22 protein-coding genes are annotated in these 25,015 nt (G+C 70.5%); 18 read left to right on the top strand and 4 right to left on the bottom strand.

The features are described 5' to 3' along the window. Positions 1-176 precede the first annotated feature (176 nt). The gene (locus tag NLX86_RS09305) at positions 177-680 is read left to right on the top strand and encodes an ATP-binding protein (protein WP_302061161.1); all 504 of its coding nucleotides are present in this window, start codon (positions 177-179) and stop codon (positions 678-680) included. On the opposite strand, the gene idi is transcribed toward NLX86_RS09305, so the two are convergent. The 4 genes from idi to galE all read right to left on the bottom strand — a co-directional run bounded on the left by idi (position 646) and on the right by galE (position 4,923). Beyond that, on the bottom strand, positions 646-1,239 hold the full coding sequence (idi, locus tag NLX86_RS09300) for an isopentenyl-diphosphate Delta-isomerase (RefSeq protein ID WP_254371122.1): 594 nt from the start codon (positions 1,237-1,239) through the stop codon (positions 646-648). The two genes, NLX86_RS09305 and idi, sit on opposite strands and share 35 nt — an antisense overlap. 134 nt (positions 1,240-1,373) lie before the next feature. Then, positions 1,374-2,648: a bifunctional class I SAM-dependent methyltransferase/N-acetyltransferase gene (locus NLX86_RS09295; protein ID WP_254371121.1), complete on the bottom strand. Its 1,275-nt coding sequence runs from the start codon at positions 2,646-2,648 to the stop codon at positions 1,374-1,376. Between the two features lie 194 nt (positions 2,649-2,842). Further along, on the bottom strand, positions 2,843-3,784 hold the full coding sequence (locus tag NLX86_RS09290; RefSeq protein WP_254371120.1) for a cation diffusion facilitator family transporter: 942 nt from the start codon (positions 3,782-3,784) through the stop codon (positions 2,843-2,845). 143 nt (positions 3,785-3,927) lie between these two features. Continuing rightward, positions 3,928-4,923, bottom strand: coding sequence for a UDP-glucose 4-epimerase GalE (gene galE / locus NLX86_RS09285; RefSeq protein WP_254371119.1), 996 nt, complete (start codon positions 4,921-4,923; stop codon positions 3,928-3,930). Positions 4,924-5,190: 267 nt separating this feature from the next. Here galE and NLX86_RS09280 point away from each other — a divergent pair, with 267 nt between their 5' ends. From NLX86_RS09280 to NLX86_RS09200, 17 genes are all read left to right on the top strand, one after another. Further along, positions 5,191-6,987 (top strand): DUF5941 domain-containing protein, encoded by a 1,797-nt coding sequence (locus NLX86_RS09280; protein WP_374213856.1) that lies wholly within the window; start codon positions 5,191-5,193, stop codon positions 6,985-6,987. Continuing rightward, entirely contained in the window at positions 6,984-7,736 is a 753-nt protein-coding gene (locus NLX86_RS09275; protein ID WP_254371117.1) for a sugar phosphate nucleotidyltransferase, read from the top strand. The genes NLX86_RS09280 and NLX86_RS09275 overlap by 4 nt, the downstream gene beginning before the upstream one ends. After that, complete coding sequence (locus NLX86_RS09270) at positions 7,724-8,785, top strand: iron-containing alcohol dehydrogenase family protein (protein WP_254371116.1); 1,062 nt, start codon at positions 7,724-7,726, stop codon at positions 8,783-8,785. Before NLX86_RS09275 ends, NLX86_RS09270 begins: the two co-directional genes overlap by 13 nt. After that, the gene (locus NLX86_RS09265) at positions 8,763-9,539 is read left to right on the top strand and encodes a CDP-alcohol phosphatidyltransferase family protein (RefSeq protein ID WP_254371115.1); all 777 of its coding nucleotides are present in this window, start codon (positions 8,763-8,765) and stop codon (positions 9,537-9,539) included. The genes NLX86_RS09270 and NLX86_RS09265 overlap by 23 nt, the downstream gene beginning before the upstream one ends. Before the next feature lie 56 nt (positions 9,540-9,595). Then, positions 9,596-10,468: a glycosyltransferase family 2 protein gene (locus NLX86_RS09260; protein ID WP_254371233.1), complete on the top strand. Its 873-nt coding sequence runs from the start codon at positions 9,596-9,598 to the stop codon at positions 10,466-10,468. A gap of 96 nt (positions 10,469-10,564) precedes the next feature. Continuing rightward, entirely contained in the window at positions 10,565-11,494 is a 930-nt protein-coding gene (locus NLX86_RS09255) for an ABC transporter permease (protein WP_254371114.1), read from the top strand. After that, positions 11,487-12,275, top strand: a complete 789-nt coding sequence (locus NLX86_RS09250) for an ABC transporter ATP-binding protein (protein WP_254371113.1) — start codon at positions 11,487-11,489, stop codon at positions 12,273-12,275. The genes NLX86_RS09255 and NLX86_RS09250 overlap by 8 nt, the downstream gene beginning before the upstream one ends. Before the next feature lie 5 nt (positions 12,276-12,280). Then, the gene (locus NLX86_RS09245; RefSeq protein WP_254371112.1) at positions 12,281-12,856 is read left to right on the top strand and encodes a hypothetical protein; all 576 of its coding nucleotides are present in this window, start codon (positions 12,281-12,283) and stop codon (positions 12,854-12,856) included. Between the two features lie 535 nt (positions 12,857-13,391). Beyond that, entirely contained in the window at positions 13,392-14,309 is a 918-nt protein-coding gene (gene hpnC, locus NLX86_RS09240; RefSeq protein WP_254371232.1) for a squalene synthase HpnC, read from the top strand. Beyond that, the gene (gene hpnD / locus NLX86_RS09235) at positions 14,306-15,256 is read left to right on the top strand and encodes a presqualene diphosphate synthase HpnD (RefSeq protein ID WP_254371111.1); all 951 of its coding nucleotides are present in this window, start codon (positions 14,306-14,308) and stop codon (positions 15,254-15,256) included. The genes hpnC and hpnD overlap by 4 nt, the downstream gene beginning before the upstream one ends. Before the next feature lie 103 nt (positions 15,257-15,359). Then, positions 15,360-16,733 carry a hydroxysqualene dehydroxylase HpnE gene (gene hpnE, locus NLX86_RS09230; RefSeq protein ID WP_254371110.1) on the top strand — a complete coding sequence of 458 codons (1,374 nt, stop codon included), beginning with the start codon at positions 15,360-15,362 and terminating at the stop codon, positions 16,731-16,733. Continuing rightward, positions 16,730-17,830, top strand: a complete 1,101-nt coding sequence (locus tag NLX86_RS09225; RefSeq protein ID WP_254371109.1) for a polyprenyl synthetase family protein — start codon at positions 16,730-16,732, stop codon at positions 17,828-17,830. The genes hpnE and NLX86_RS09225 overlap by 4 nt, the downstream gene beginning before the upstream one ends. 117 nt (positions 17,831-17,947) lie before the next feature. Then, positions 17,948-19,954, top strand: coding sequence for a squalene--hopene cyclase (shc, locus tag NLX86_RS09220; protein ID WP_254371108.1), 2,007 nt, complete (start codon positions 17,948-17,950; stop codon positions 19,952-19,954). Then, positions 19,954-20,604: a 1-hydroxy-2-methyl-2-butenyl 4-diphosphate reductase gene (locus NLX86_RS09215; RefSeq protein ID WP_254371107.1), complete on the top strand. Its 651-nt coding sequence runs from the start codon at positions 19,954-19,956 to the stop codon at positions 20,602-20,604. The genes shc and NLX86_RS09215 overlap by 1 nt, the downstream gene beginning before the upstream one ends. Before the next feature lie 5 nt (positions 20,605-20,609). Next, entirely contained in the window at positions 20,610-21,632 is a 1,023-nt protein-coding gene (gene hpnH, locus NLX86_RS09210; protein WP_254371106.1) for an adenosyl-hopene transferase HpnH, read from the top strand. An 84-nt stretch (positions 21,633-21,716) separates the two neighbouring features. Next, positions 21,717-23,600, top strand: a complete 1,884-nt coding sequence (dxs, locus tag NLX86_RS09205; protein ID WP_254371105.1) for a 1-deoxy-D-xylulose-5-phosphate synthase — start codon at positions 21,717-21,719, stop codon at positions 23,598-23,600. Continuing rightward, entirely contained in the window at positions 23,597-25,003 is a 1,407-nt protein-coding gene (locus NLX86_RS09200) for an aspartate aminotransferase family protein (RefSeq protein WP_254371104.1), read from the top strand. The genes dxs and NLX86_RS09200 overlap by 4 nt, the downstream gene beginning before the upstream one ends. Positions 25,004-25,015: the final 12 nt, after the last annotated feature.

Below are 25,015 nucleotides of genomic sequence, written 5' to 3'. Positions count from 1 at the left end.
GCCGGAATGTTATCGGTCAAGGGGATCAGGATCAGTCGCACACCTGACGCGGTCATACGTCACCGGTCAGAAAGCGTCGATAAGCGCCGACTTCTGGTCAGCGGAGCGGTCCGGTCCCGCTCGTTCCCAACACTGGAACCGTGGAGACGATCGAGTACGGCGGCGGGGGGCGGAACATGGAAATCCGCGGGAGCGTCCCGCCGGATCAGGACCAGGACCATGCACTGGTCACCGGGCCGGCGGCGTACGAAGGTGTCTGGCGGTTCACCGCTCCCGCCATTGAAGAATCCGTTCCGCAGGCCCGGCACGCCGTACGGGACCTGCTGAACCGGCAGGGCGTGCCCGCCCAGGACGACATCGTCCAGGGGCTGCTGCTCATCGTCTCCGAGCTGGTCACCAACTCGGTACGGCACGCCGCCCTGCTCTCGCCCGAGGTCGCGGTCGAAGTGGCCATCGGCAGAGAGTGGGTACGGGTGGCCGTCGAGGACAACCACCCGTACCGGCCCAAGGCACTGGAGGCCGACTTCGGGCAGACCGGCGGCCGTGGTCTGCTGCTCGTCCGCGAGATCACCTACGAGGCGGGCGGTGTCTGCGACGTCGAGCACACCGCCGGCGGCGGCAAGGTCATCTGGGCGGCTCTGCCACTCACCAGCCCGCCGACGGCCCGGTCAGCTCCCTGATCGCAGGCCGTGCCGCGTCCAGCACGGTCATGAACCACGCGGAGAACGGCGCCTTGTCGTGGCGCGAGGCCAGCTCCGCCGGAGTGACGAACGCGGTCTCGCCGACCTCTTCCGGATCCGGCCGGACAGCCGCCTGCGCCATTCCCACGAAAAGGTGGTTGTACTCCTGCTCGACGAGCCCCGAGGCGGGGTCCGGGTGGTTGTAGCGGACCGTGCCGGCCTCCGCGAGCAGCGAGGGCGAGAGGCCCAGCTCCTCATGCGTACGGCGGGCGGCCGCGGCGAACGGCGCCTCACCCGGATACGGATGCCCGCAACAGGTGTTCGACCAGACACCGGGGGAGTGGTACTTGCCGAGCGCCCGGCGCTGGATCAGCAGCCGGCCGGCCTCGTCGAAGAGGAAAACGGAGAACGCCCGGTGCAGTTTGCCGGGCGCCTGGTGGGCGGAGAGCTTCTCCGCCGTGCCGATGGTGTTGCCGTCCTCGTCGACCAGTTCGAGCATGATCGCTTGTGCGGCGCCGTTCGACGAGCTGTTCGTCGCGGTGGCTGGTGTGGTCGGCATAACCATCCTTCGCTTCGGTCTTCGGCCTTCAGTCTGCCGTACAAAAGCGGCTTGTCCGCACTTCGGCAGCCCGCGCATGTCTGCCCCCGCCACGGCACGCGCGACGGGGGCAGAGCAGGGCGCAGGCTGAAGCGTCAGACGCCGAAGGCCTCCGGGTACTGGATCGTGCCCGCCGGAACCGGCCGGGAATCGTCCAGCACCAGCGCCATCATGGCCTCGTCCGGCACCTCGAAGCCCGGCCGGATGCCGGCCCGCGACGCCGGGGTGAAGCCGAACCTCGGGTAGTACTCCGGATGCCCGAGCACCAGTACGAGGTGCTCCCCGCGCTCACGGGCCGCCGCCAGCACGGCCCGTACGACCGCGGTCCCCGCGCCCCGCTTCTGGTACGCGGGCCGCACGGCGACCGGAGCCAGCGCCAGGGCGGGCGCCCCCGACGGCCCGACGTGGCAGCGCGTCAGCAGGGCGTACGCGGCGATCTCGCCGTCCGGTGCCTCCGCGACGTACGACAGCCCCGGCAGCCAGGCCCCCTCGTCCGCGCGCAGGGCGTCCACGAGTCCGGCCTCCTCGGGAGTCGGGAAGGCGGCGGCGTTGACGGCCCGTACCGCCGCGATGTCCCGCTCCGTCTCCGGCCGGGTCCGCCAGGGCGCCGGTCCCGCCGGTCCCGTACGTACTGCCGGGCGCAGCACATAGCCCGTGTAGCCGTACTCCGCCCCGTGCTCGCGCCGCATCGCGATCTCCTCGCGGGTGGCGGCGAGCGCCCGGTCCATGCCGGGGGCGCCGGGATCGGCCGCGTCGGCCCGGGCGCCGAGCGGGACGTAGTACTCGTCCCAGTCGGACTCCGGCTGCGGGACCACGCCGAGGACCGTGTAGCCGGCCGCCTCGGTAGCCGCCGTGTTCCCGTTGGAGGTACGCAGTGTGTAGTGCTGCTCCCAGAAGGCGCGGGCCTCGGCAGAGGGCTCCGCGGCGGTCCACTCGCACTCGGTGAGGACGAGGGTGCCGCCCGGCGCGAGCAGCCGCTTCCAGTCGCGCAGCGCGGTGTCGAAGCCGATGCTGTAGACGGAACTCTCCGCCCAGATCAGGTCGAACGACCCGTCGGGGAAGGGGAGTTCGGCCATGTCGGCGTTGAGGGTGCGGATCGCTCCGGTGAGCCCGGCGGTCTCGGCGGCATGCCGGAGCTCGTCGAGCATGCCCTCGTTCAGGTCGACGGCGGTCACCTCGGCGCCGGCCTCCGCGGCCAGCAGCAGCGCGGACCGGCCGGGGCCGCAGCCCAGATCGAGCACCCGCGGACGGGCGGGCAGCGGTCCCGCGAGGGAGAGGAGGTGACGGGTGGTCGCGTCCGAACCGGGTCCCTGACGGGGAAGTCCGCGGTGCAGCGCGAAGAATGCCTCGAAGAAGTCGTTGTCGGTCAACGTGAGAAAACCCTTGGGTGTGAGGGCCCCGGCCGACGTCGCTTTGGCGTCAGCCGAGTACCCGGAAGATGGGGATGAACTTCTCGTCGCTGCGCATGGCAGCAACCGCTGCGACGGTCATCAACCCACCTCCTTCTCAGTCTTCTTCGGGTCTCACCCTACCAGTGCCCTACCAGTGCCCTGTCAGTGCCCTGCTAGTGGCAGAGCTTCGCCTCGTGCTCCGCATGCCCGACCGGCTCCAGCTGGAACGTGCAGTGGCCGACGTCGAAATGGTCGCCGAGGCAGCCCTGCAGGTCGTGCAGTATCTTCTCGTGCCCGATCGAGTCCAGCGCCTCCTGGCTCACCACCACATGCGCCGAGAGCACGGGCATGCCCGAGGTGATCGTCCAGGCATGCAGATCGTGTACGTCCTCGACGCCGGGCAGGGCCAGCATGTGCGCCCGTACCTCGGCCATGTCGACGCCCTTGGGTGCGGCTTCCAGCAGCACATTCAGGGTTTCCCGCAGCAGCTTCCAGGTACGCGGGACGATCATGAGGCCGATCACCAGGGACGCGATCGGGTCCGCCGCCAGCCAGCCGGTGGTGAGGATGATCAGAGCCGAGACCAGCACCGCCGCCGAGCCGAGCGCGTCGGCCATCACTTCCAGGAAGGCGCCCCGCACATTGAGGCTCTCCTGCTGCCCCCGCATCAGCAGGGTCAGCGAGACCATGTTCGCCAGCAGACCGATGAGGCCGAAGACAATGGTCAGCCCGCCCTGGGTCTCGGCCGGTGTGATGAACCGCTGCACTGCCTCGACGAGGATGTAGCCGCCGACGCCGAGGAGCAGCAGGCAGTTGGCGAGCGCGGCGAGGATCTCCGCCCGCGCGTAGCCGTACGTACGGCTCTCGCTGGCCGGCCGGCTCGCGAAGTGGATGGCCAGCAGCGCCATGCCGAGCCCCAGCGCGTCGGTGGCCATGTGGGCGGCGTCCGCGATGAGCGCCAGCGAATCGGCGGCGAGGCCGCCGATGATCTCGACGACCATCACGGTCAGCGTGATGCAGAGCGCGATACGCAGCCGCCCCTTGTACGCGGCGGTCGCCGTCCCGGTGGCCGGCGGCCCCCCGTGCGTATGCCCGTGGTCGTGCCCAGCCCCCATGGCGACTGCCTCCCGGATCGGTGTGTGCGCTGTCCGAGATCACAGTGAACTACGGGTCCGGGGTACCGGGCAACACGGTGCTGAACACCGTTGTCATGTGCTGTGACCTGCGGAAACGACCGCAGGTCACCGCGCCTGCGGGATCAGCGGCGGCGTGCCTCCGGGTGACGCAGGCACCAGCCCTCCCAGGCCGACTCGACCATCTCGCGTACGCCGCGGCGGGCCGTCCAGCCCAGTTCCTTGGCGATCAGCTCGGCCGAGGCGACGGCCTGCGCGGCATCGCCGGGACGGCGGGACTCGACGATCGCGGGCAGCGTGATGCCGGACACATCGACCGCGAGGTCGACCAGCTCGCGGACGGAGACACCCTCGCCGCGGCCGATGTTGACGGTCAGGTCGCCCGAGCCGTCGCCCGAGCCGCCGCGCGACGACAGCCGGCGGACGGCGGCGAGGTGGGCCTCGGCCAGATCGCCGACATGGATGTAGTCCCGGACGCAGGTGCCGTCCGGAGTCGGATAGTCGTCACCGAAGATCCGCGGGGCCTCGCCTCGGGTGAGCCGGTCGAAGACCATCGGAATGATGTTGAACACCCCGGTGTCCGCCAGCTCGGGCAGCTCGGCGCCCGCCACGTTGAAGTAACGCAGACACATGGTGTCGATGCCGTGGGCCTGCCCGGTGGCCCGGACCAGCCACTCGCCGGTGAGCTTCGTCTCCCCGTACGGGTTGATCGGCGCACAGGGGGTGTCCTCGGCGATGAGTTCCACCCGGGGCACGCCGTACACCGCGGCGGAGGAGGAGAACACGAACCGCTTCACCCCGGCCGCGGCCACCGCTTCGAGCAGCACCGTCAGCCCGTACACGTTGTGGCGGTAGTAGAACAGCGGCTGCGCGACCGATTCCCCGACCTGCTTCTTCGCTGCGAGATGCACCACACCGGTGATCTCGTGCTCGGCGAAGGCCCGGTCCAGGAGATCCCGGTCCAGGTAGGAGCCGCGTACCAGTGGAATCTCCTGCGGAAGTCGCCCGGGGATGCCGCTGGAGATGTCGTCGAGGACGACGACCCGCTCGCCCGCCTCCGCCATCGCCCGCGCCACATGCGCTCCGATGTACCCCGCGCCACCTGTGATCAGCCACGTCATGCAGCCACCCTAGACGAGTGAGCCCGAGCCGTTCCCCGAACGCGGTTTGTGGCCCATGGCCTTGATCGACCATGATGATCGCGGCCGTCGGCGGCCGTCCGGGCTCCGGGCCCATCGGGGCGTAAACGGGCGGTGAACGCCCGCCTCCGTTCATCCGATAGCCTCTGCCGACGTCCTGCCCGCCCCCGGTGAGGGCCGGGCCGGCCCCTGCACCCCCGCCAGGCAGGCATGCGTACCGCCGGCGCCCGTTCCAAGGAGTGAGTTCGTCTGTCGACCGCCATCCTCACCGGTCAGCCGGTACCCGGATCGCCGCTCGAGGGCGATCTGCGGTCGCTGGGCTTCGATGTACGGATCGCCTCAGGGACCCAGGACACGGGCGAGCTGCTGGCCGCGGTACCGGCCGATGAGCGGGTCGCGGTCGTCGACTCCGGGTTCGTCGGGCATGTACACGCCCTGCGCCTGGCGCTGACGGATCCCCGCTTCCCCGCCGCCGCGGTGCACGGTGCGCTGACCGTTCAGCCCGGGGCGCGGACGGGCCTGGCCCGAGCCGTCGCCGCGACCGCCGCCAAGCAGCCCGGCGACTGCCTGCCCGACCGGCTCGCCGACGCCCTCGAAGCGGACGGCACCGGCGTACAGCGCCCCGAGCTGGGCTCACTCGTGGCCGCGGTCCCCGCGGACCCGCAGTCCCGGCACGAGGCCCGCGCCGCGGTCGCCGCCGTCGACGACGAGGCGGTACGCCTGCGTACCGCCGTGAAGTCCCGGGACGGGTTCTTCACCACCTTCTGCGTCAGCCCGTACTCCCGCTACCTCGCCCGCTGGTGCGCCCGCCGGGGCTTCACCCCCAACCAGGTCACCACCGCCTCGCTGCTCACCGCGCTGATCGCGGCCGGCTGCGCGGCGACCGGCAGCCGCGGCGGTTACATCGCCGCCGGCCTGCTGCTCCTCTTCTCGTTCGTCCTGGACTGCACCGACGGGCAGCTCGCCCGCTACTCGCTGCAGTACTCGACGATGGGCGCCTGGCTGGACGCCACCTTCGACCGCGCCAAGGAGTACGCCTTCTACGCCGGCCTCGCGCTCGGCGCGGCCCAGAGCGGGGACGACGTGTGGGCGCTGGCGCTCGGCGCGATGGTGCTGCAGACCTGCCGCCATGTCGTGGACTTCTCCTTCAATGAGGCGAACCACGACGCCGTAGCCAACACAAGCCCCACCGCGGCGCTCTCCGACCGGCTCAACAGCGTCGGCTGGACGGTCTGGCTCCGCAGGATGATCGTCCTGCCGATCGGCGAGCGCTGGGCGATGATCGCCGTACTGACGGCCGTGACCACCCCGCGCATCGTCTTCTACGCCCTGCTGATCGGCTGCGCCGTCGCCGCCTGCTACACCACCGCCGGCCGGGTCCTGCGCTCGCTGACCCGCAAGGCTCACAGGACGGACCGCGCCGCGCAGGCCCTTGCCGACCTGGCGGACAGCGGTCCGCTCGCCGAGCTGGTGGTCCGGGCACTGGGCCGGCTGGGGGCGTACCCCCCGTTCGGTTCCCGCGCCCTGATCGCCGCCGAAGGTGCCGTCATCCTGGTGGCGGCCGCCTGGCTCGCGCCCTTCGGCAGCCCCTGGATGATCGGTGCGGCAGCCCTCTACGCCCTCACCTCCGGCGCCGCCGTCGCGCTGCCCCTCAAGGGCTCCCTCGACTGGCTCGTCCCCCCGGTGTTCCGGGCCGCAGAGTACGGCACGATCCTGCTGCTGGCCGCCCGCTCCGAGGTGAACGGGGCGCTGCCCGCGGCTTTCGGTCTGGTTGCCGCGGTCGCCTACCATCACTACGACACGGTGTACCGCATACGCGGCGGCACCGGCGCGCCGCCGCGGTGGCTGGTCCGGTCGGCCGGCGGGCACGAGGGCCGGGTGCTGGTGGCGGCGGTACTCGCCGCCGTACTGCCCCGCAACACAGACTTCACCGTCGCGCTCACGGTTCTCGCCGTGGCCGTGGCGCTCGTGGTGCTCGTGGAGAGCATCCGCTTCTGGGTGTCCTCCGGAGCACCCGCCGTACATGACGAAGGAGAACCAGCATGATCGGCCTCGTACTGGCGGCCGGCGCCGGAAGGCGTCTGCGCCCCTACACCGACACGCTTCCCAAGGCCCTGGTTCCGGTCGGCCCCGACGGCCAGGAGGACAGCCTCACCGTCCTCGACCTGACCCTGGGCAACTTCGCGGAGGTCGGTCTCACCGAGGTCGCGATCGTCGTCGGCTACCGCAAGGAAGCCGTGTACGCACGCAAGGAAGCTCTTGAGGCCAAGTACGGCGTCACGCTCACCCTCATCGACAACGACAAGGCCGAGGAGTGGAACAACGCCTACTCCCTGTGGTGTGCCCGTGAGGTCCTGAAGCAGGGCGTCATCCTTGCCAACGGCGACACCGTGCACCCGGTCTCCGTCGAGAAGACCCTGCTGGCCGCCCGCGGCCAGGGTCAGAAGATCATCCTCGCCCTCGACACGGTGAAGCACCTCGCCGACGAGGAGATGAAGGTCATCACGGCCGACGGCCAGGGCGTCCGGGAGATCACCAAGCTGATGGACCCAGCCACCGCCACCGGTGAGTACATCGGCGTGACCCTGATCGAGCCCGAGGCGGCCGAGGAACTCGCCGACGCGCTGAGGACCACCTTCGAGCGCGACCCCGACCTCTACTACGAGGACGGCTACCAGGAGCTGGTCAACCGCGGAGTGACCATCGACGTGGCCCCGATCGGCGACATCAAGTGGGTCGAGATCGACAACCACGACGACCTCGCCAAGGGCCGGGAGATCGCGTGCCAGTACTGACCCGCCTCATCCCGTCCCCGGTCGTCGTCGACATCAGCCGCGGCGCCATGGACGATCTGGCCGGCCTGCTGGCCGACCAGCGGATCTCCGCGTCCGGGAAGCTGTCGATCGCCATCAGCGGCGGTTCCGGCCAGGCGCTGCGCGAGAAGCTCGCGCCGGTGCTGCCCGACGCCGACTGGTACCCCGTCGTGGACGGCACGATCGACTCCGCCGTCAAGCTTGCCGACGACATAAAAGGCAAGCGGTACGACGCGGTGGTCGGTCTCGGCGGCGGCAAGATCATCGATGTGGCGAAGTACGCGGCGGCGCGCGTGGGACTGCCGATGGTGGCCGTCGCGACCAACCTCGCGCACGACGGCATCTGCTCGCCGGTCTCCATCCTGGACAACGACAACGGCCGCGGCTCCTACGGCGTCCCGACGCCGATCGCCATGGTCATCGACCTCGACGTGATCCGCGAGGCCCCGGTCCAGTTCATCCGCTCGGGCATCGGCGACGCGATCTCCAACATCTCGGCCATCGCCGACTGGGAGCTCTCGCACCGGATCACCGGCGAGGCCGTGGACGGCCTGGCCGCCGCCATGGCCCGGACGGCCGGCCAGTCGGTGCTGCGCCACCCCGGCGGGGTGGGCGACGACGAGTTCCTCACCGTCCTCGCCGAGGCCCTGGTCCTGTCCGGTATCGCCATGTCGATCAGCGGCGACAGCCGCCCCTCCTCCGGTGCTTGCCACGAGATCAGCCACGCCTTCGACCTGCTGTTCCCCAAGCGGGCCGCCAGCCACGGCGAGCAGGTCGGCCTCGGCGCCGCCTTCGCGATGCACCTGCGCGGCTCCCACGAGCAGTCCGGGCTCTTCGTCGACGTACTGCGCAGGCACGGCCTGCCGGTGCGCCCCGAGGAGATCGGCTTCAGCGTGGACGAGTTCGTCGCGGCGGTCGAGTACGCGCCGCAGACCCGCCCGGGCCGCTTCACCATCCTGGAACACCTCAACCTGTCCGCAGCCGAGATCAGGGACGCCTACTCCGACTATGCCAAGACCATCAGTAGCTGAACTCCGACCGGTCGTTCACCCCGAGGGAGTGAAGGACCGGCGCAGCGGTGAGCACTGGGCCGGGCGCCTGTACATGCGAGAGATCTCGCTGCGCATAGACCCGTATCTGGTGAACACCAGGATCACGCCCAACCAGCTGACCTACCTCATGGTGGTCGTCGGCGTCCTGGGCGGCGCCGCCCTGCTGATCCCCGGGCTGACCGGCGCGATCCTCGCGGCGGTCCTGTTCCAGGTCTACCTGCTGCTCGACTGTGTCGACGGCGAGGTCGCCCGCTGGCGCAAGCAGACCTCGATCACCGGCGTCTACCTGGACCGGATCGGCCACTACCTCTGCGAGGCCGCCCTGCTGGTCGGCTTCGGCGTCCGCGGCGCGGACGTCTTCGGGGGCTCCCCGAACTGGCTTTGGGCCTTCCTCGGCACGCTCGCCGCGCTCGGCGCGATCCTGATCAAGGCCGAGACGGACCTCGTCGACGTGGCGCGTGCCCGCAGCGGACAGCCGGCCGTGAAGGACGAGGCCTCCGTGCCCCGCTCCTCCGGCCTGGCGCTGGCCCGCCGGGCCGCCGCTGCGCTGAAGTTCCACCGGCTGGTGGGCGGCATCGAGGCCTCGCTGCTGATCCTGTTCGTGGCCATCCTGGACATGATCAAGGGCGACCTGTTCTTCACCCGCCTCGGAATCGCCGTACTCGCGGGCATCGCGATCGTCCAGACGCTGCTGCACCTGGTCTCGATCCTGGCGTCGAGCAGGCTCAAGTGAGTACGAGCACGGGCGCGGGCACGGGCACCGGCACCGGCACCGGCACCGGCACGGCGATGAGACTCGGCGTGGTGATCATCACCATGGGCGACCGCCCCGACGAGCTGAAGGCCCTGCTGGACTCGGTCGCCCGGCAGGAGGGCGACCCGATCGAGGTCGTCGTTGTAGGCAACGGCACCCCGGTGACCGATGTCCCGGCAGGCGTACGCACCGTCGAGCTGCCCGAGAACCTGGGCATCCCGGGCGGCCGCAACGCGGGCATCGAGGCCTTCGGCCCCGGCGGCTCCCAGGTGGACGCCCTGCTGTTCCTGGACGACGACGGGCTGCTGGCCAACACCGACACCGCCGCGCTGTGCCGCCGGGCGTTCGGGGCCGACCCGAAGCTGGGCATCATCAGCTTCCGGATCGCCGACCCGGACACCGGGCAGACCCAGCGCCGGCATGTGCCGCGGCTGCGCGCCGCCGACCCGATGCGGTCCTCCCGCGTGACCACCTTCCTCGGCGGCGCCAACGCCGTGCGTACCCAGGTGTTCGCCGAGGTCGGCGGGCTGCCGAACGAGTTCTTCTACGCCCATGAGGAGACCGACCTGGCCTGGCGGGCGCTCGACGCCGGCTGGCTGATCGACTACCGCGCCGACATGGTGCTGTTCCACCCCACGACCCCGCCGTCCCGGCACGCGGTGTACCACCGCATGGTCGCCCGGAACCGCGTCTGGCTGGCCCGCCGCAACCTGCCCGCGCCCCTGGTCCCCGTATACCTCGGGGTGTGGCTGCTGCTGACCCTGGTCCGGCGTCCTTCGCTGCCCGCGCTGAGGGCCTGGCTGGGCGGTTTCCGGGAAGGCTGGTCCTCCCCTTGCGGGGAACGGCGCCCGATGAAGTGGCGTACGGTATGGCGCTTGACGCGACTGGGCCGACCTCCTGTCATCTGAGAAGCTCGGTTCTGAGAACATCGGGACTGTTCCCGGGACCGGCAGCTGTGCCCCTGCCCCACTGGCTGCGCATCTTGAAGACGAAAGTTTCAACCTGTGAGTGAGACAACGCATGACGGTGCGGTCGCGATGAGCGCCCCGCCCTCTCCGGACGACGGCCTGTCGTCGGCGGAACTGGCCACGAAGTACGGCCTCTCGGTCAGTGGCGCCCGGCCGGGCCTGGGCGAGTACGTCCGCCAGCTGTGGGGGCGCCGCCACTTCATCGCCGCCTTCGCCAGCGCGAAGACGACCGCCCAGTACAGCCAGGCGAAGCTCGGCCAGATCTGGCAGGTCATGACGCCGCTGCTGAACGCGACGGTGTACTTCCTCATCTTCGGCCTGCTGCTGAACACCAGGGACGGCGTACCGGACTTCGTCCCGTTCCTGGTCACCGGTGTCTTCATCTTCACGTTCACACAGAGTTCGGTGCTGGCCGGTACCCGGTCCATCTCCGGCAACCTCGGCCTGGTGCGGGCGCTGCACTTCCCGCGGGCCTCGCTGCCCATCGCCTTCTGTCTGATGCAGCTCCAGCAGCTCGTGCTCTCCATGGGCGTGCTGGTCGTGATCGTGCTCGCCTTCGGCGTGCCGATCGCGCTCTCCTGGCTGCTGGTCGTCCCAGCGCTCGTGCTGCAGTTCGTCTTCAACGCCGGCCTCGCCCTGATCATGGCCCGGCTGGGCAGCAAGACCCCGGACCTCGCTCAGCTGATGCCTTTCATCCTGCGGACGTGGATGTACGCGTCCGGCGTGATGTACAGCATCGAGGAGATCCTCAAGGACGTGGAGGTCCCGCAGTTCGTCGAGTGGATGCTCGAGGTGAACCCGGCGGCGGTCTACATCGACCTGGTGCGTTTCGCCCTGATCGACTCGTTCACCGCGGACCAGCTGCCTTCGCACATCTGGGCCATGGCCGTCGGCTGGGCCGTGGTCATGGGCGTCGGTGGTTTCGTGTATTTCTGGAAGGCTGAGGAGCGGTACGGCCGTGGCTGAGCACACCAGCGCCGCCGGGGCGCGTATCCCGACCGTCGTCGCCGACGATGTTCACGTGGTCTACCGGGTGCGCGGCGCCGGCGGCGGCAAGGGCAGCGCCACCGCCGCACTGAGCCGGATCGTCGGCCGCAACAAGGGCCGCTCGAACGTGCGCGAGGTGCATGCCGTCAAGGGCGTCACCTTCACCGCGTACAAGGGCGAGGCCATCGGCCTCATCGGCACCAACGGCTCCGGCAAGTCGACCCTGCTGCGGACCATCGCCGGTCTGCTGCCGGCCGAGCGCGGCCGGGTCTTCACCCATGGGCAGCCCTCGCTGCTCGGCGTGAACGCCGCGCTGATGAGCGATCTGACGGGCGAACGGAACGTCATACTCGGCGGCCTCGCGATGGGTATGACGCGCGAGGAGATCCGCGGGCACTACGAGCAGATCGTCGATTTCTCCGGCATCAACGACAAGGGCGACTTCATCTCGCTCCCGATGCGCACCTACTCGTCGGGCATGGGTGCCAGGTTGCGGTTCTCCATCGCGGCGGCCAAGAGCCACGACGTGCTGATGATCGACGAGGCGCTGGCCACCGGCGACGCCAAGTTCCAGAAGCGCTCCGAGGCCCGCATCCGCGAACTGCGCAAGGAAGCCGGCACGGTCTTCCTGGTCAGCCACAGTCTCGGATCGATCCGGGGCACCTGCGAGCGCGTGCTGTGGCTGGAAAAGGGCGAGCTGCTGATGGACGGCCCCACCGACGAGGTCCTCGCGGCGTACCAGAAGGAAACCGGCAAGTAAGTCCTGTGGGCCTGCGTGACGACGGCCTGCGTGACCCGTTGGGTTCACGCAGGCCGTCGTCGTGTTCGAGACGCTTCCCATGGGTAACCGGCCGTTCCTGGCGGCCGGTTGCGGTCCCGCTGGTCATCGCCCACGGCGGACACCTGGCCTACGGAGTCCCGCTGGGCCTGCTGGTCGCCGACGCCGAGCGCACGGCACACCAATTGCGCGAGGTCAGCCCCCACACCACGGCGTATGTCGTGTTGGCCCTCGTCGTGGCCCTGGTGCTCTGGCAGCGTCCGTTCGCCACGCCGACGTCGGTGCGGGCCGGCGAACAGGTGGCCCCCGGGCTCAGCGCGATCGTGCTGGACGGCCGGTTCGCCCCGCAGTGGCTGCGCGTAACGCCGGGCGGCTGCGTGAGCCTGCGCAACGACGACACGGTGCCGTACACGCTGTCCGGGACTGGTGCGGCAGCGGCGCTCCGGCTCGAACCCGACCGGACGACACAGGTGTGCTTCGATCGCCCCGGCGTGCTGAGGGTCCGTACCTCCGATGTGCCGTACACCGGGGGATTCGTCATCGTGGACAGGGCGGAGGGATGAGATGACAGGTCGGGCTTCCCAGCCCCAGCCTCAGCCTCGGCCGCAGGCGGCCCCGCCCGGTGTGCTGCAGATCTTCCGACAGCTGCCCGGCTGGTTGCGCGGCCATGTGCCGGCCACGGTGACCAGTGCCCTGATCGGCGGTGTGATCGGGTACGTGGGCAGGGGTGTTTGATACGGGCCGCCGCCCGGGCCACCTGTTCCATCCGAGACTGCCGGACGGGGAGCTCATCCTCCGGCAGACCGCCGACGCTCAGCAGGTACGCCACCGTCGGCCCCTGATCCCAGTCTCCCGCCGCCCGCCCACGGTCACCACAGCTCACGGCCACGCCCTCGAAATACGCCAAACACCCACGCGCACCGCCGGTCGTTGTACAACGTAAGCTGTACCGGTGCTGATTCGCGGCAAGTGGGGCGATACCCCTCGGATTCCCCGCTTGTAAAGGGCTTCGGCCGGGCCTCGTGCCGGGGCGGACCGGCGGCGTGTCCGAAATAGGATGTATTGGGTCGGCAGTGTAGAACGGGAGATGTGACGGCAATGGGAACGTACGGCGCCCGCCCCGACGCCCACTCGCTCGCCACCCTGGACAAGGCCGCGGACGAGAACTTTCCCGTGGCGCCGTTCTTTCTGCCGCGCGCCTGGCGCACCGGTCTCATGGCCGTGTACGGCTACGCCCGCCTGGTCGACGACATCGGCGACGGCGATCTCGTGCCCGGTGGCCGGGACGCGGCGCTCCTCGGACTCGACCCCGCGCAGGGCGACGACCGGCTCGTCGTGCTCGACGCCTTCGAGGCCGACCTCAAGCGCGTCTTCGACTCCGCCGGCACCGGACCCCGGCACCCGATCCTGCGCGCCCTGCGTCCCGTCGTACGCAGCCACGGCCTCACCCCCGAGCCGTTCCTCGCCCTGATCGAGGCCAACCGCCAGGACCAGCTGGTGAGCCGGTACGAGACCTACGAGGACCTGCTCGCCTACTGCGAGCTCTCCGCCAACCCCGTCGGCCGCCTGGTCCTCTCGATCACCGGCACCAGCAGCCCGGAGCGGGTCCGCCGCTCCGACGCCATCTGCACGGCGCTGCAGATCGTCGAGCACGTCCAGGACATCGGCGAGGACCTCGGCCGTGACCGCATCTATCTGCCGGCCCAGGACATGAAGCGGTTCCATGTCCAGGAAGCCGATCTCGCCGTCCCGTCCGCAGGCGCATCGGTGCGCGCGCTGGTGGCGTTCGAAGCCGAACGCGCCCACCTCCTGCTGAATGAAGGCACCCCGCTCGTGGGTAGCGTCCACGGCAGGCTCAGGCTGCTGCTCGCCGGATTCGTGGCCGGGGGACGGGCCGCACTCCATGCGGTCGCGGCCGCCGGACACGACGTACTCCCCGGACCGCCGGGGCCCAGCAGGCTCAGTCTGCTGCGTGAAATGGGAGCCGTCTTGCGAAGAGCGCCGAGAGAAGGGTGAGCCGGACCGTGGAAGGACAACCGTACGCGTCCGCGCCGGTACTCGCTGCGTACAGCTACTGCGAGGCTGTGACGGGACAACAGGCGCGCAACTTCGCTTACGGCATCAGGCTCCTGCCGACCGACAAGCGGCACGCCATGTCCGCCTTGTACGCCTTCTCGCGGCGCGTCGACGACATCGGTGACGGTCCGCTCACGCCCGACGTCAAGCGGGCCCGGCTGGCGGACACCCGCGGACTGCTCGGCCGTATCCGGGCGGGCGCGGTCGACGAGGACGACACGGATCCGGTCGCGGTGGCCCTCGCGCACGCCGCCGGGCGCTTCCCGATTCCGCTCGGCGGATTCGACGAACTCATCGACGGCGTACTGATGGACGTACGCGGCGAGACGTACGAGACATGGGACGACCTCAGGACCTACTGCCGGTGTGTCGCGGGCGCCATCGGGCGGCTCTCCCTCGGTGTGTTCGGTACGCAGCCGGGCGCGCGCAACGCCGAACGGGCCCCCGAGTACGCCGATACGCTCGGGCTCGCCCTCCAACTCACCAACATCCTCCGGGACATTCGCGAGGACGCCGCCAACGGCCGCAGCTACCTGCCGTCCGACGACCTCGCCAAGTTCGCCTGCTCCGGCGGCTTCCACAGCTCCACCCCGCCCGCCGACTCCGACTTCGCCGGCCTGGTGCACTTCGAAGTCCGGCGCGCCCGGGCCCTGTTCGCCGAGGGCTACCGGCTGCTGCCCATGCTGGACCGGCGCAGCGGCGCCTGTGTCGCCGCCATGGCGGGCATCTACCGCCGGCTCCTGGACCGCATCGAGCGCGAGCCGGAGGCGGTGCTGCGCGGCCGCGTCTCACTGCCCGGCCGGGAGAAGGCGTACGTCGCCGTGCGCGGTCTCTCCGGCATCGACACCCGGCACATTTCCCGACAGACCGTCAGGAGGCGTGTCTGATGCTCGAGTACGCCACCTCCCGGACCAACACGGTCCTTCAGGGCGCAACCCCGCGGCGGGCCGTTGCGTCCCTGTCTGCAACGGCCGTCCGGGGGGAGGTCTCATGAGCGGCAACAACGCGGTCGTCGTCGGCGGCGGCCTGGCCGGAGTGACCGCGGCCCTCGCACTCGCCGATGCCGGACTCTCCGTCACCCTGCTCGAAGGCCGCCCGCGCCTGGGCGGCCTCGCCTTCTCCTTCCGCCGGGGCGAACTCACCGTCGACAACGGCCAGCACGTCTACCTGCGCTGCTGCACCGCCTACCAGTGGTTCCTCGACCGCATCGACGGGTCCGCGCTCGCGCCCCTGCAGGACCGGCTCGACGTACCGGTGCTCGACGTCGCCCACCCGAAGGGGCCGCGGCTCGGAAGGCTGCGCCGCAGCGCCCTGCCCGTACCCCTGCACCTGGCCGGCAGCCTGGCCACCTATCCGCACCTCTCCCTCGCGGAGCGGGCGAGTGTCGGACGGGCCGCACTGGCACTCAAGGGACTCGACCCCGCCGATCCCGCCCTGGACGGCATCGACTTCGCCACCTGGCTCGGACGGCACGGCCAGTCGGCCCGCACGGTCGAGGCGCTGTGGGACCTGGTCGGCATCGCGACACTCAACGCCACCGCCCAAGACTCCTCCCTCGGGCTCGCCGCGATGGTCTTCAAGACCGGACTGCTCTCCGAGCCGGGCGCGGCCGACATCGGCTGGGCGCGTGTCCCGCTCGGCGACCTGCACGACACGCTCGCCCGCAAGGCGCTCGACTCGGCCGGCGTACGCACCGAACTGCGCACCCGGGTCAGCTCCGTCTCCCGTACCGAGAACGGCGGGTGGCAGGTCGCCGTCGCGGGCGAGCGGCTCACGGCGGACACCGTCGTCCTCGCCGTACCGCAGCGCGAAACGCACGACCTGCTGCCGCACGGCGCGCTCGACGACCCCGACAAGCTGCTGGACATCGGCACCGCTCCGATCCTCAACATCCATGTGGTGTACGACCGCAAGGTGCTGCGCCGCCCGTTCTTCGCCGCACTCGGCACCCCGGTCCAGTGGGTCTTCGACCGTACGGACGCGTCGGGGCTCCAGGGCGGCGGCCAGTACCTCGCGCTCTCCCAGTCCATCGCGCAGAACGAGATCGACGACCCCGTGTCCGACCTGCGCGAGCGCTACCTCCCCGAACTGGAGCGGCTGCTGCCCGCCACCCGCGGCGCCCGGGTACGGGACTTCTTCGTCACCCGGGAGCGGACAGCGACGTTCGCCCCCACCCCCGGCGTCGGACGGCTGCGCCCCCCGGCCCGTACGAACGCACCCGGCCTGTACCTGGCCGGTGCGTGGACCGCCACCGGCTGGCCCGCGACCATGGAGAGCGCTGTGCGCAGCGGTATCAGCGCCGCCGACGCCGCGCTCTGTGCACTCGGCCGCCGCTATGGACATCCGCTGCAGGAGGCGGCATGACTGCAAGCACAGGAACAAGAGGAGAGACCGTGAACACGGCGAATCCGGCTGTCGACACCGCGGACAGTGCGGACACCGTCGCGCTTCTGGAGCGCGGCCGCACCCTGTCCGCACCGGTGCTTCGCGCGGCCGTGGACCGGCTCGCGCCGCCCATGGACACCGTCGCCGCCTACCACTTCGGCTGGATCGACGCCGAGGGCCGGCCGGCCGACGGCGACGGCGGCAAGGCGGTACGTCCGGCTCTCGCCCTGCTGTCCGCCGAGGCCGCCGGCGCCGCACCCGAGGTCGGCGTCCCCGGAGCCGTCGCGGTGGAGCTCGTGCACAACTTCTCACTGCTGCACGACGACCTGATGGACGGCGACGAGCAGCGCCGCCACCGCGACACGGTGTGGAAGGTGCACGGCCCCGCCCAGGCCATCCTGGTCGGTGACGCGCTCTTCGCGCTGGCCAACGAGATCCTGCTGGAACTCGGCACGGCCGAGGCGGCCCGCGCCACCCGCCGTCTCACCACCGCCACCCGCAAGCTCATCGACGGCCAGGCCCAGGACATCTCCTACGAGCACCGGGAGCGGGTCACCGTCGAGGAGTGCCTGGAGATGGAGGGCAACAAGACGGGCGCGCTGCTCGCCTGCGCCGTCTCCATCGGCGCGGTGCTCGGCGGCGCCGACGACCGCACGGCCGACACGCTGGAGGCGTACGGCTACCACCTCGGCCTCGCCTTCCAGGCCGTGGACGACCTGCTCGGCATCTGGGGCGACCCGGAGTCCACGGGCAAGCAGACCTGGAGCGATCTGCGCCAGCGCAAGAAGTCCCTGCCGGTCGTCGCCGCGCTCGCCGCCGGCGGTCCCGCGTCCCAGCGGCTGGGCGAACTGCTCGCCGCCGACGCGAAGAGCAACGACGTCGACAGCTTCTCCGAGGAGGAGTTCGCCATCCGGGCGGCTCTGATCGAGGAGGCGGGCGGCCGGGAGTGGACCGCCCAGGAAGCCCGCCGCCAGCACGCGGTCGCCATCGGGGCGCTCGGCGGCGTCGACATGCCGGCACGGGTCCGCGCGCAGCTCACGGCGCTGGCGGACTTCGTCGTCGTACGAAAGAGATGATCACGATTCTCATATAGCTCGCAGTCGCCGGCCGGTGTCCGTACAAGACACCGGCCGACGGCAGACCCCAGCACAGCAGAGGACTTCACGAGGACTTCACTGCACGAAGGGGAAGCCATGACAGCGACGACCGACGGAAGCCCCGGGGCACCACGGCCCCGCGCAGCCTCGGCCAGCGAAACAACCGACAGCCGTCCCGCCGCGGCCGACGTCCTCGTCGCCGCCGAGCGGGCCGCCGCGCGAGCGGTCGGGCATCTGCTCGGCCGGCAGGACGCCCAGGGGTGGTGGAAGGGTGACCTCGAAACCAACGTCACCATGGACGCCGAAGACCTGCTGCTCCGTCAGTTCCTCGGTATCCGGGACGAACAGACCACCCGGGCCGCCGCACTGTTCATCCGCGGCGAGCAGCGCGAGGACGGCACCTGGGCCACCTTCTACGGCGGCCCCGGTGAACTGTCTGCCACCATCGAGGCGTACGTCGCGCTGAGGCTCGCCGGGGACAGGCCCGACGACCCGCACATGGCCCTCGCCTCGGCCTGGATCCGGGCCCACGGCGGCATCGCCGCGAGCCGCGTCTTCACCCGGATCTGGCTCGCCCTCTTCGGCTGGTGGAACTGGGACGACCTGCCCGAGCTGCCGCCCGAGCTGATCTTCCTGCCCCCGTGGTTCCCGCTCAACATCTACGACTTCGGCTGCTGGGCGCGCCAGACCATCGTGCCGCTCACCGTCGTCTCGGCGAAGCGGCCGGTGCGGCCCGCGCCCTTCGCGCTCGAGGAACTGCACGCGGACGCCCGCAACCCCAGCCCCGCCAAGCGCCTTGCCCCGCCGACCACGTGGGACGGGGTCTTCCAGCGGCTCGACAAGGCACTGCACGTCTACCGCAAGGTCGCGCCCCGCCGGCTGCGCAGGACCGCGTTGAACGCCGCGGCCCGCTGGATCATCGAGCGCCAGGAGAACGACGGCTGCTGGGGCGGCATCCAGCCGCCCGCCGTGTACTCCGTGATCGCCCTGCACCTCCTCGGCTACGACCTTCAGCATCCGGTGATGCGGGCCGGCCTGGAATCCCTCGACCGGTTCGCCGTCCGGCGCGAGGACGGCGCCAGGATGATCGAAGCCTGCCAGTCCCCGGTCTGGGACACCTGCCTCGCCGCGATCGCGCTCGCCGACGCCGGAGTGCCCGCCGACCACCCGTCGCTCGTCAGGGCCGCGGACTGGATGCTGGCGGAGCAGATCGTCCGGCCCGGCGACTGGTCCGTACGCAAACCCGGACTCACCCCCGGCGGCTGGGCGTTCGAGTTCCACAACGACAACTACCCCGACACCGACGACACCGCCGAGGTCATCCTCGCGCTGCGGCGGATCAGGCACCCCGATCCGGCGCGCCTCGAAGCAGCCATCGAGCGCGGGGTGAGCTGGAGCCTCGGCATGCAGTCGAGGAACGGCGCCTGGGGCGCCTTCGACGCCGACAACACCAGCGCCTTCCCCAACCGGCTGCCGTTCTGCGACTTCGGCGAGGTCATCGACCCGCCGTCCGCCGACGTCACCGCGCACATGGTGGAGATGCTGGCCGTCGAGGGCAAGGACCATCATCCGCGTACCCGGCGCGGCATCGCGTGGCTGCTCGCCGAACAGGAGGCGAACGGGGCCTGGTTCGGCCGCTGGGGCGTCAACTACCTGTACGGAACGGGGTCTGTGGTCCCCGCGCTCACAGCCGCCGGACTGCCCGCCTCGCACCCCGCGATCCGGCGCGCGGTCGGCTGGCTGGAGTCCGTACAGAACGATGACGGCGGCTGGGGCGAAGACCTTCGCTCGTACCGGGACAACGCATGGATCGGGCGCGGTGAGTCCACCGCCTCGCAGACCGCCTGGGCGCTGCTGGCCCTGCTCGCGGCCGGGGAGCGAGAGGGCAAGGCCGTGGAGCGGGGCGTCGGCTGGCTCGCCGAGACCCAGCGCGAGGACGGTTCATGGGACGAGCCGTACTTCACCGGCACCGGCTTCCCCTGGGACTTCTCGATCAACTACCACCTCTACCGGCAGGTCTTCCCGCTCACGGCGCTCGGACGGTACGTCCACGGGGAGCCGTTCGTCGCACCGGCCCCGGCCGGCGTCCGCAAGGGGGGCTGATGGTCCGGGCGCCGGACTCCCCGGACGGCACACCGCTGCTGATCGCCTGCGCGCTCGGCATCGAGCACCTCGCCCTGCGCGGCGTGAACCGCGGCGGCGCGCCGGGGCCCGTGCGGCTGCTCCGTACGGGCATGGGTCCGAGGGCCGCCGAGCGGGCCGTCACCCGCACGCTCGACGAGGCGGCGCTGCGCGACGCGGCGGTCGTGGCCACCGGATTCTGTGCCGGGCTCGCCCTCGGCATGCACCCCGGCGACCTGGTCGTCGCCGACGAGGCCCGCGACCCGCGCGGCGTCACGACCTGCACCGGCACCGAGCTGCTCGCCAAGGCGCTGGCCCGTGCGGTCCCGGGGCGCGCTGTGCACACCGGCCCGCTCACCGGCTCCCAGCACGTCGTACGCGGTCCCGAGCGGGCCCAGCTGCGGGCCACCGGGGCGATCGCGGTGGACATGGAGTCCGCGGCGACGCTGTGGAGCGCCGTGCGGGCGGGTGCGCGTCCGGTTGCGGCCGTCCGGGTGGTCGTGGACGCTCCAGAGCATGAGCTCGTCCGCATTGGGACGGTGCGAGGTGGAATATCAGCTTTCCGTGTCCTCCGCGCCGTCCTGCCGGCTTTCTTTGAATGGCACCGTTCTTTGCTGCTCCCCAGGAGGTGAGCTAGATGGCCATGCCGCTCCGTCAGACCATCAGGGTCGGGACGTACCTCTTCGAACAGAAGCTCCGCAAGCGTGAGAAGTTCCCGCTCATTGTCGAGCTCGAACCGCTCTTCGCCTGCAATCTCAAGTGCGAGGGGTGCGGGAAGATCCAGCATCCGGCCGGAGTCCTCAAGCAGCGCATGCCGGTCGCCCAGGCGGTGGGCGCGGTGCTGGAGTCCGGCGCGCCGATGGTGTCCATCGCGGGCGGCGAGCCGTTGATGCACCCTCAGATCGACGAGATCGTCCGTCAGTTGGTGGCGAGGAGGAAGTACGTCTTCCTCTGCACCAATGCGATGCTGCTGCGCAAGAAGCTCGAGGACTTCACGCCCTCGCGGTACTTCGCGTTCGCCGTCCACATCGACGGACTGCGGGAGCGGCATGACGAGTCCGTCGCCAAGGAGGGCGTGTTCGACGAGGCGGTGGCCGCGATCAAGGAAGCCAAGAAGCGCGGCTTCCGGGTCACCACCAACTCCACCTTCTTCAACACGGACACCCCGCAGACCGTCATCGAGGTCCTCAACTACCTCAACGACGAGCTCCAGGTGGACGAGATGATGATCTCGCCCGCGTACGCCTACGAGAAAGCCCCCGACCAGGAGCACTTCCTCGGCGTCGAGCAGACCCGCGAACTCTTCAAGAAGTCCTTCGCGGGCGGCAACCGGCGGCGCTGGCGGCTGAACCACTCACCGCTCTTCCTGGACTTCCTGGAGGGCAAGGCGGACTTCCCGTGCACCGCGTGGGCCATCCCGAACTACTCGCTGTTCGGCTGGCAGCGGCCCTGCTACCTGATGGCCGACGGGTACGTCCCCACGTACAAGGAGCTCATCGAGGACACCGACTGGAGCAAGTACGGCCGCGGCAAGGACCCGCGCTGCGCCAACTGCATGGCGCACTGCGGTTACGAGCCGACCGCCGTCCTGGCCACCATGGGCTCGCTCAAGGAGTCCCTGCGCGCGGCCCGCGACACCGTATCCGGAAACCGCGGGTGACTGGCGGGTGACCTGATGACCGTGGGAGCCCGCCGCACCCGGGCTCCCACGGTGCGAGCTGAACAGATCCGAGAGGGGGCCGACGTGACGATCTTGGAGAACATCCGGGGGCCGCGCGACCTGAAGGTACTGGACGAGGCACTGCTGAATGAACTGGCCGGGGAGATCAGGGAGTTCCTGATCCACGCGGTGGCCAGAACGGGGGGCCATCTGGGGCCCAATCTGGGGGTGGTGGAACTCTCGATAGCACTGCACCGGGTCTTCGACTCGCCCGCGGACCGCATCCTGTGGGACACCGGGCACCAGAGCTACGTACACAAACTGCTCACCGGCCGGCAGGACTTCTCCAAACTGCGCGGCAAGGGCGGGCTCTCCGGCTATCCGTCGCGGGAGGAGTCCGAGCACGACGTCATCGAGAACTCGCACGCCTCGACCGTGCTGGGCTGGGCGGACGGGCTTGCCAAGGCCAATCAGGTGCGGGGCCGCCAGGACCATGTGGTCGCGGTCATCGGGGACGGCGCGCTCACCGGCGGCATGGCCTGGGAGGCGCTGAACAACATCGCCGCCGCCAAGGACCGCCCGCTGATCATCCTCGTCAACGACAACGAGCGCTCGTACGGGCCCACCATCGGCGGACTCGCGAACCACCTGGCCACGCTGCGTACCACCGACGGCTACGAGCGCTTCCTCGCCTGGGGCAAGGATGTCCTCCAGCACACACCGGTCGTCGGCCGGCCGCTGTACGAATCGCTGCACGGCGCCAAGAAGGGCTTCAAGGACGCCTTCGCGCCCCAGGGCATGTTCGAGGATCTGGGGCTCAAGTACGTCGGTCCCATCGACGGGCACGACACGGCCGCCGTCGAATCGGCCCTGCGCCGCGCCAAGCGGTTCCACGGGCCCGTGCTGGTGCACTGCCTGACCGAGAAGGGGCGCGGCTACACGCCCGCGCTGGAGGACGAGGCGGACCGCTTCCACACGGTCGGTGTCATGGACCCGCTGACCTGCGAACCGCTCGCGCCCTCGAACGGCCCCTCCTGGACCTCCGTGTTCGGCGACGAGATCGTGAAGATCGGTGCCGAGCGGCCCGACGTGGTGGCCATCACCGCCGCCATGCTGCACCCCGTCGGACTCACCCGGTTCGCGGCAGCCTTCCCGGACCGTGTGTGGGACGTGGGGATCGCCGAGCAGCACGCCGTGGTGTCGGCGGCGGGACTCGCGACCGGCGGGCTGCATCCGGTCGTCGCCGTGTACGCGACCTTCCTCAACCGCGCGTTCGACCAGCTGCTGATGGACGTCGCCCTGCACCGGTGCGGCGTGACGTTCGTACTCGACCGGGCCGGCGTGACCGGCGTCGACGGACCCTCGCACAACGGCATGTGGGACATGTCGGTCCTCCAGGTCGTCCCGGGCCTGCGGATCGCCGCCCCGCGCGACGCCGACCAGCTCCGCGCCCAGCTGCGCGAGGCCGTGGACGTCGACGATGCGCCCACGGTGCTGCGCTTCCCCAAGGAGGCGGTGGGCGCGCCGGTGCCGGCCGTCGGCCGGGTGGGCGGCATGGACGTACTGCAACGGGCCCAGGCGGCTGACGATGTGCTGCTGGTGTCGGTGGGCGTACTCGCGCCCGTCTGCCTGAAGGCCGCCGAGCTGCTCGAAGCGCGCGGGGTCGGCTGCACGGTCGTCGACCCGCGCTGGGTCAAGCCCGTGGACGAGGCGCTCGCGCCGCTCGCGGAGCGGCACCGGCTGGTGGCGGTCGTCGAGGACAACAGCCGTGACGGCGGAGTCGGTTCGGCGGTCGGCCAGGCCCTGCGGGACGCGGGCGTGGACCAGCCGCTGCGGACGTTCGGGATTCCCGGCCAGTTCCTGGCCCATGCCAAGCGCGGCGAAGTGCTCGCCGACATCGGACTCACCCCGGTGGAGATCGCGGGGCGGATCAGCGCCGCCCTGGCCCATAAGGAGCATGAAGAATGACGACCGCCGAGCCGGGCGCAGGCAGGGAATTCGACCTCGGCAGACTCCTCGCCGCGCGCGGGGCGGAGCGCTATGAGCTGCACAGCCGATATCTGAACCACCAGTTGCCGCGGATGCTGCACACCATCGGCTTCGACAAGGTCTACGAGCGGGCCGAGGGCGCCCACTTCTGGGACGCCGAGGGCAACGACTACCTCGACATGCTCGCAGGCTTCGGAGTCATGGGGCTCGGCCGGCACCACCCCGTCGTCCGTCAAGCCCTGCACGACGTCCTGGACGCCTCGCTCGCCGATCTGATGCGCTTCGACTGCCAGCCGTTGCCCGGACTGCTGGCCGAGAAGCTGCTCTCGTACAGTCCACACCTGGACCGGGTCTACTTCGGCAACAGCGGTACGGAGGCGGTCGAGACCGCGCTCAAGTTCGCCCGGTACGCGACGGGCAGGCCAAGGATCCTGTACTGCTCGCACGCCTTCCACGGACTGACCGCCGGCGCGCTCTCGGTCAACGGGGAGGCCGGATTCCGGGACGGCTTCGCGCCGCTGTTGCCCGACACTGCTGTGGCGCTCGGTGATCTGGCCACGCTGGAACGGGAGTTGAAGCGCGGCGATGTCGCGGCGTTCGTCGTCGAGCCGATCCAGGGCAAGGGCGTGCACGAGGCCCCGCCCGGATTCCTGCGCGCCGCCCAGGAGCTGCTGCGCCGGCACAAGGCGCTCCTCATCGCCGACGAGGTGCAGACCGGCCTGGGCCGGACCGGCGACTTCTTCGCGTACCAGCACGAGAAGGGCGTCGAGCCGGACCTGGTCTGCCTGGCCAAGGCGCTCTCGGGCGGCTATGTGCCGGTCGGGGCGACCCTCGGCAAGGACTGGATCTTCAAGAAGGTCTACTCGTCCATGGACCGGGTGCTCGTGCACTCCGCGAGCTTCGGCTCCAACGCTCAGGCGATGGCGGCGGGGCTCGCCGTGCTGTCGGTCGTGGAGAACGAGCAGATCGTCGCGAACGCGCGGGCGACCGGAGACCTGCTGCGGACCCGCCTCGCCGCCCTCGTCGACCGATACGAGCTGCTGCACGCGGTACGCGGGCGGGGCCTGATGATCGGCATCGAGTTCGGCCGGCCGAAGTCGCTCGGGCTCCGCAGCCGCTGGACGATGCTCCAGGCGGCCCGCAAGGGACTCTTCGCGCAGATGGTGGTCGTCCCGCTGCTTCAGCGGCACCGCATTCTCACCCAGGTGTCCGGCGACCATCTCGAAGTGATCAAGTTGATTCCGCCGCTGGTCATCGACGAGGGGGACGTGGACCGGTTCGTCGCCGCCTTCACGGACGTCATGGACGACGCGCACAGCGGCGGTGGACTGATGTGGGACTTCGGCCGGACGCTGGTCAAGCAGGCCGTCGGGAACAGATGACGCGGAGGTGGG

This window comes from Streptomyces sp. A3M-1-3 (assembly GCF_024213665.1).
GTDB lineage: Bacteria > Actinomycetota > Actinomycetes > Streptomycetales > Streptomycetaceae > Streptomyces.
Note: the sequence above shows the minus strand (reverse complement) of the source record. Positions and strands in the feature narration are given on the sequence as shown.

What these genes read in the sequence shown, in the direction of transcription:
- NLX86_RS09305 (WP_302061161.1), top strand. Translation starts at nt 177, where the DNA reads ATGGAAATCCGCGGGAGCGTCCCGCCGGATCAGGACCAGGACCATGCA.
- idi (WP_254371122.1), bottom strand. Translation starts at nt 1,239, where the DNA reads ATGCCGACCACACCAGCCACCGCGACGAACAGCTCGTCGAACGGCGCC.
- NLX86_RS09290 (WP_254371120.1), bottom strand. Translation starts at nt 3,784, where the DNA reads ATGGGGGCTGGGCACGACCACGGGCATACGCACGGGGGGCCGCCGGCC.
- galE (WP_254371119.1), bottom strand. Translation starts at nt 4,923, where the DNA reads ATGACGTGGCTGATCACAGGTGGCGCGGGGTACATCGGAGCGCATGTG.
- NLX86_RS09275 (WP_254371117.1), top strand. Translation starts at nt 6,984, where the DNA reads ATGATCGGCCTCGTACTGGCGGCCGGCGCCGGAAGGCGTCTGCGCCCC.
- NLX86_RS09265 (WP_254371115.1), top strand. Translation starts at nt 8,763, where the DNA reads ATGCCAAGACCATCAGTAGCTGAACTCCGACCGGTCGTTCACCCCGAG.
- NLX86_RS09260 (WP_254371233.1), top strand. Translation starts at nt 9,596, where the DNA reads ATGAGACTCGGCGTGGTGATCATCACCATGGGCGACCGCCCCGACGAG.
- hpnC (WP_254371232.1), top strand. Translation starts at nt 13,392, where the DNA reads ATGGGAACGTACGGCGCCCGCCCCGACGCCCACTCGCTCGCCACCCTG.
- hpnE (WP_254371110.1), top strand. Translation starts at nt 15,360, where the DNA reads ATGAGCGGCAACAACGCGGTCGTCGTCGGCGGCGGCCTGGCCGGAGTG.
- NLX86_RS09225 (WP_254371109.1), top strand. Translation starts at nt 16,730, where the DNA reads ATGACTGCAAGCACAGGAACAAGAGGAGAGACCGTGAACACGGCGAAT.
- shc (WP_254371108.1), top strand. Translation starts at nt 17,948, where the DNA reads ATGACAGCGACGACCGACGGAAGCCCCGGGGCACCACGGCCCCGCGCA.
- NLX86_RS09215 (WP_254371107.1), top strand. Translation starts at nt 19,954, where the DNA reads ATGGTCCGGGCGCCGGACTCCCCGGACGGCACACCGCTGCTGATCGCC.
- hpnH (WP_254371106.1), top strand. Translation starts at nt 20,610, where the DNA reads ATGGCCATGCCGCTCCGTCAGACCATCAGGGTCGGGACGTACCTCTTC.
- NLX86_RS09200 (WP_254371104.1), top strand. Translation starts at nt 23,597, where the DNA reads ATGACGACCGCCGAGCCGGGCGCAGGCAGGGAATTCGACCTCGGCAGA.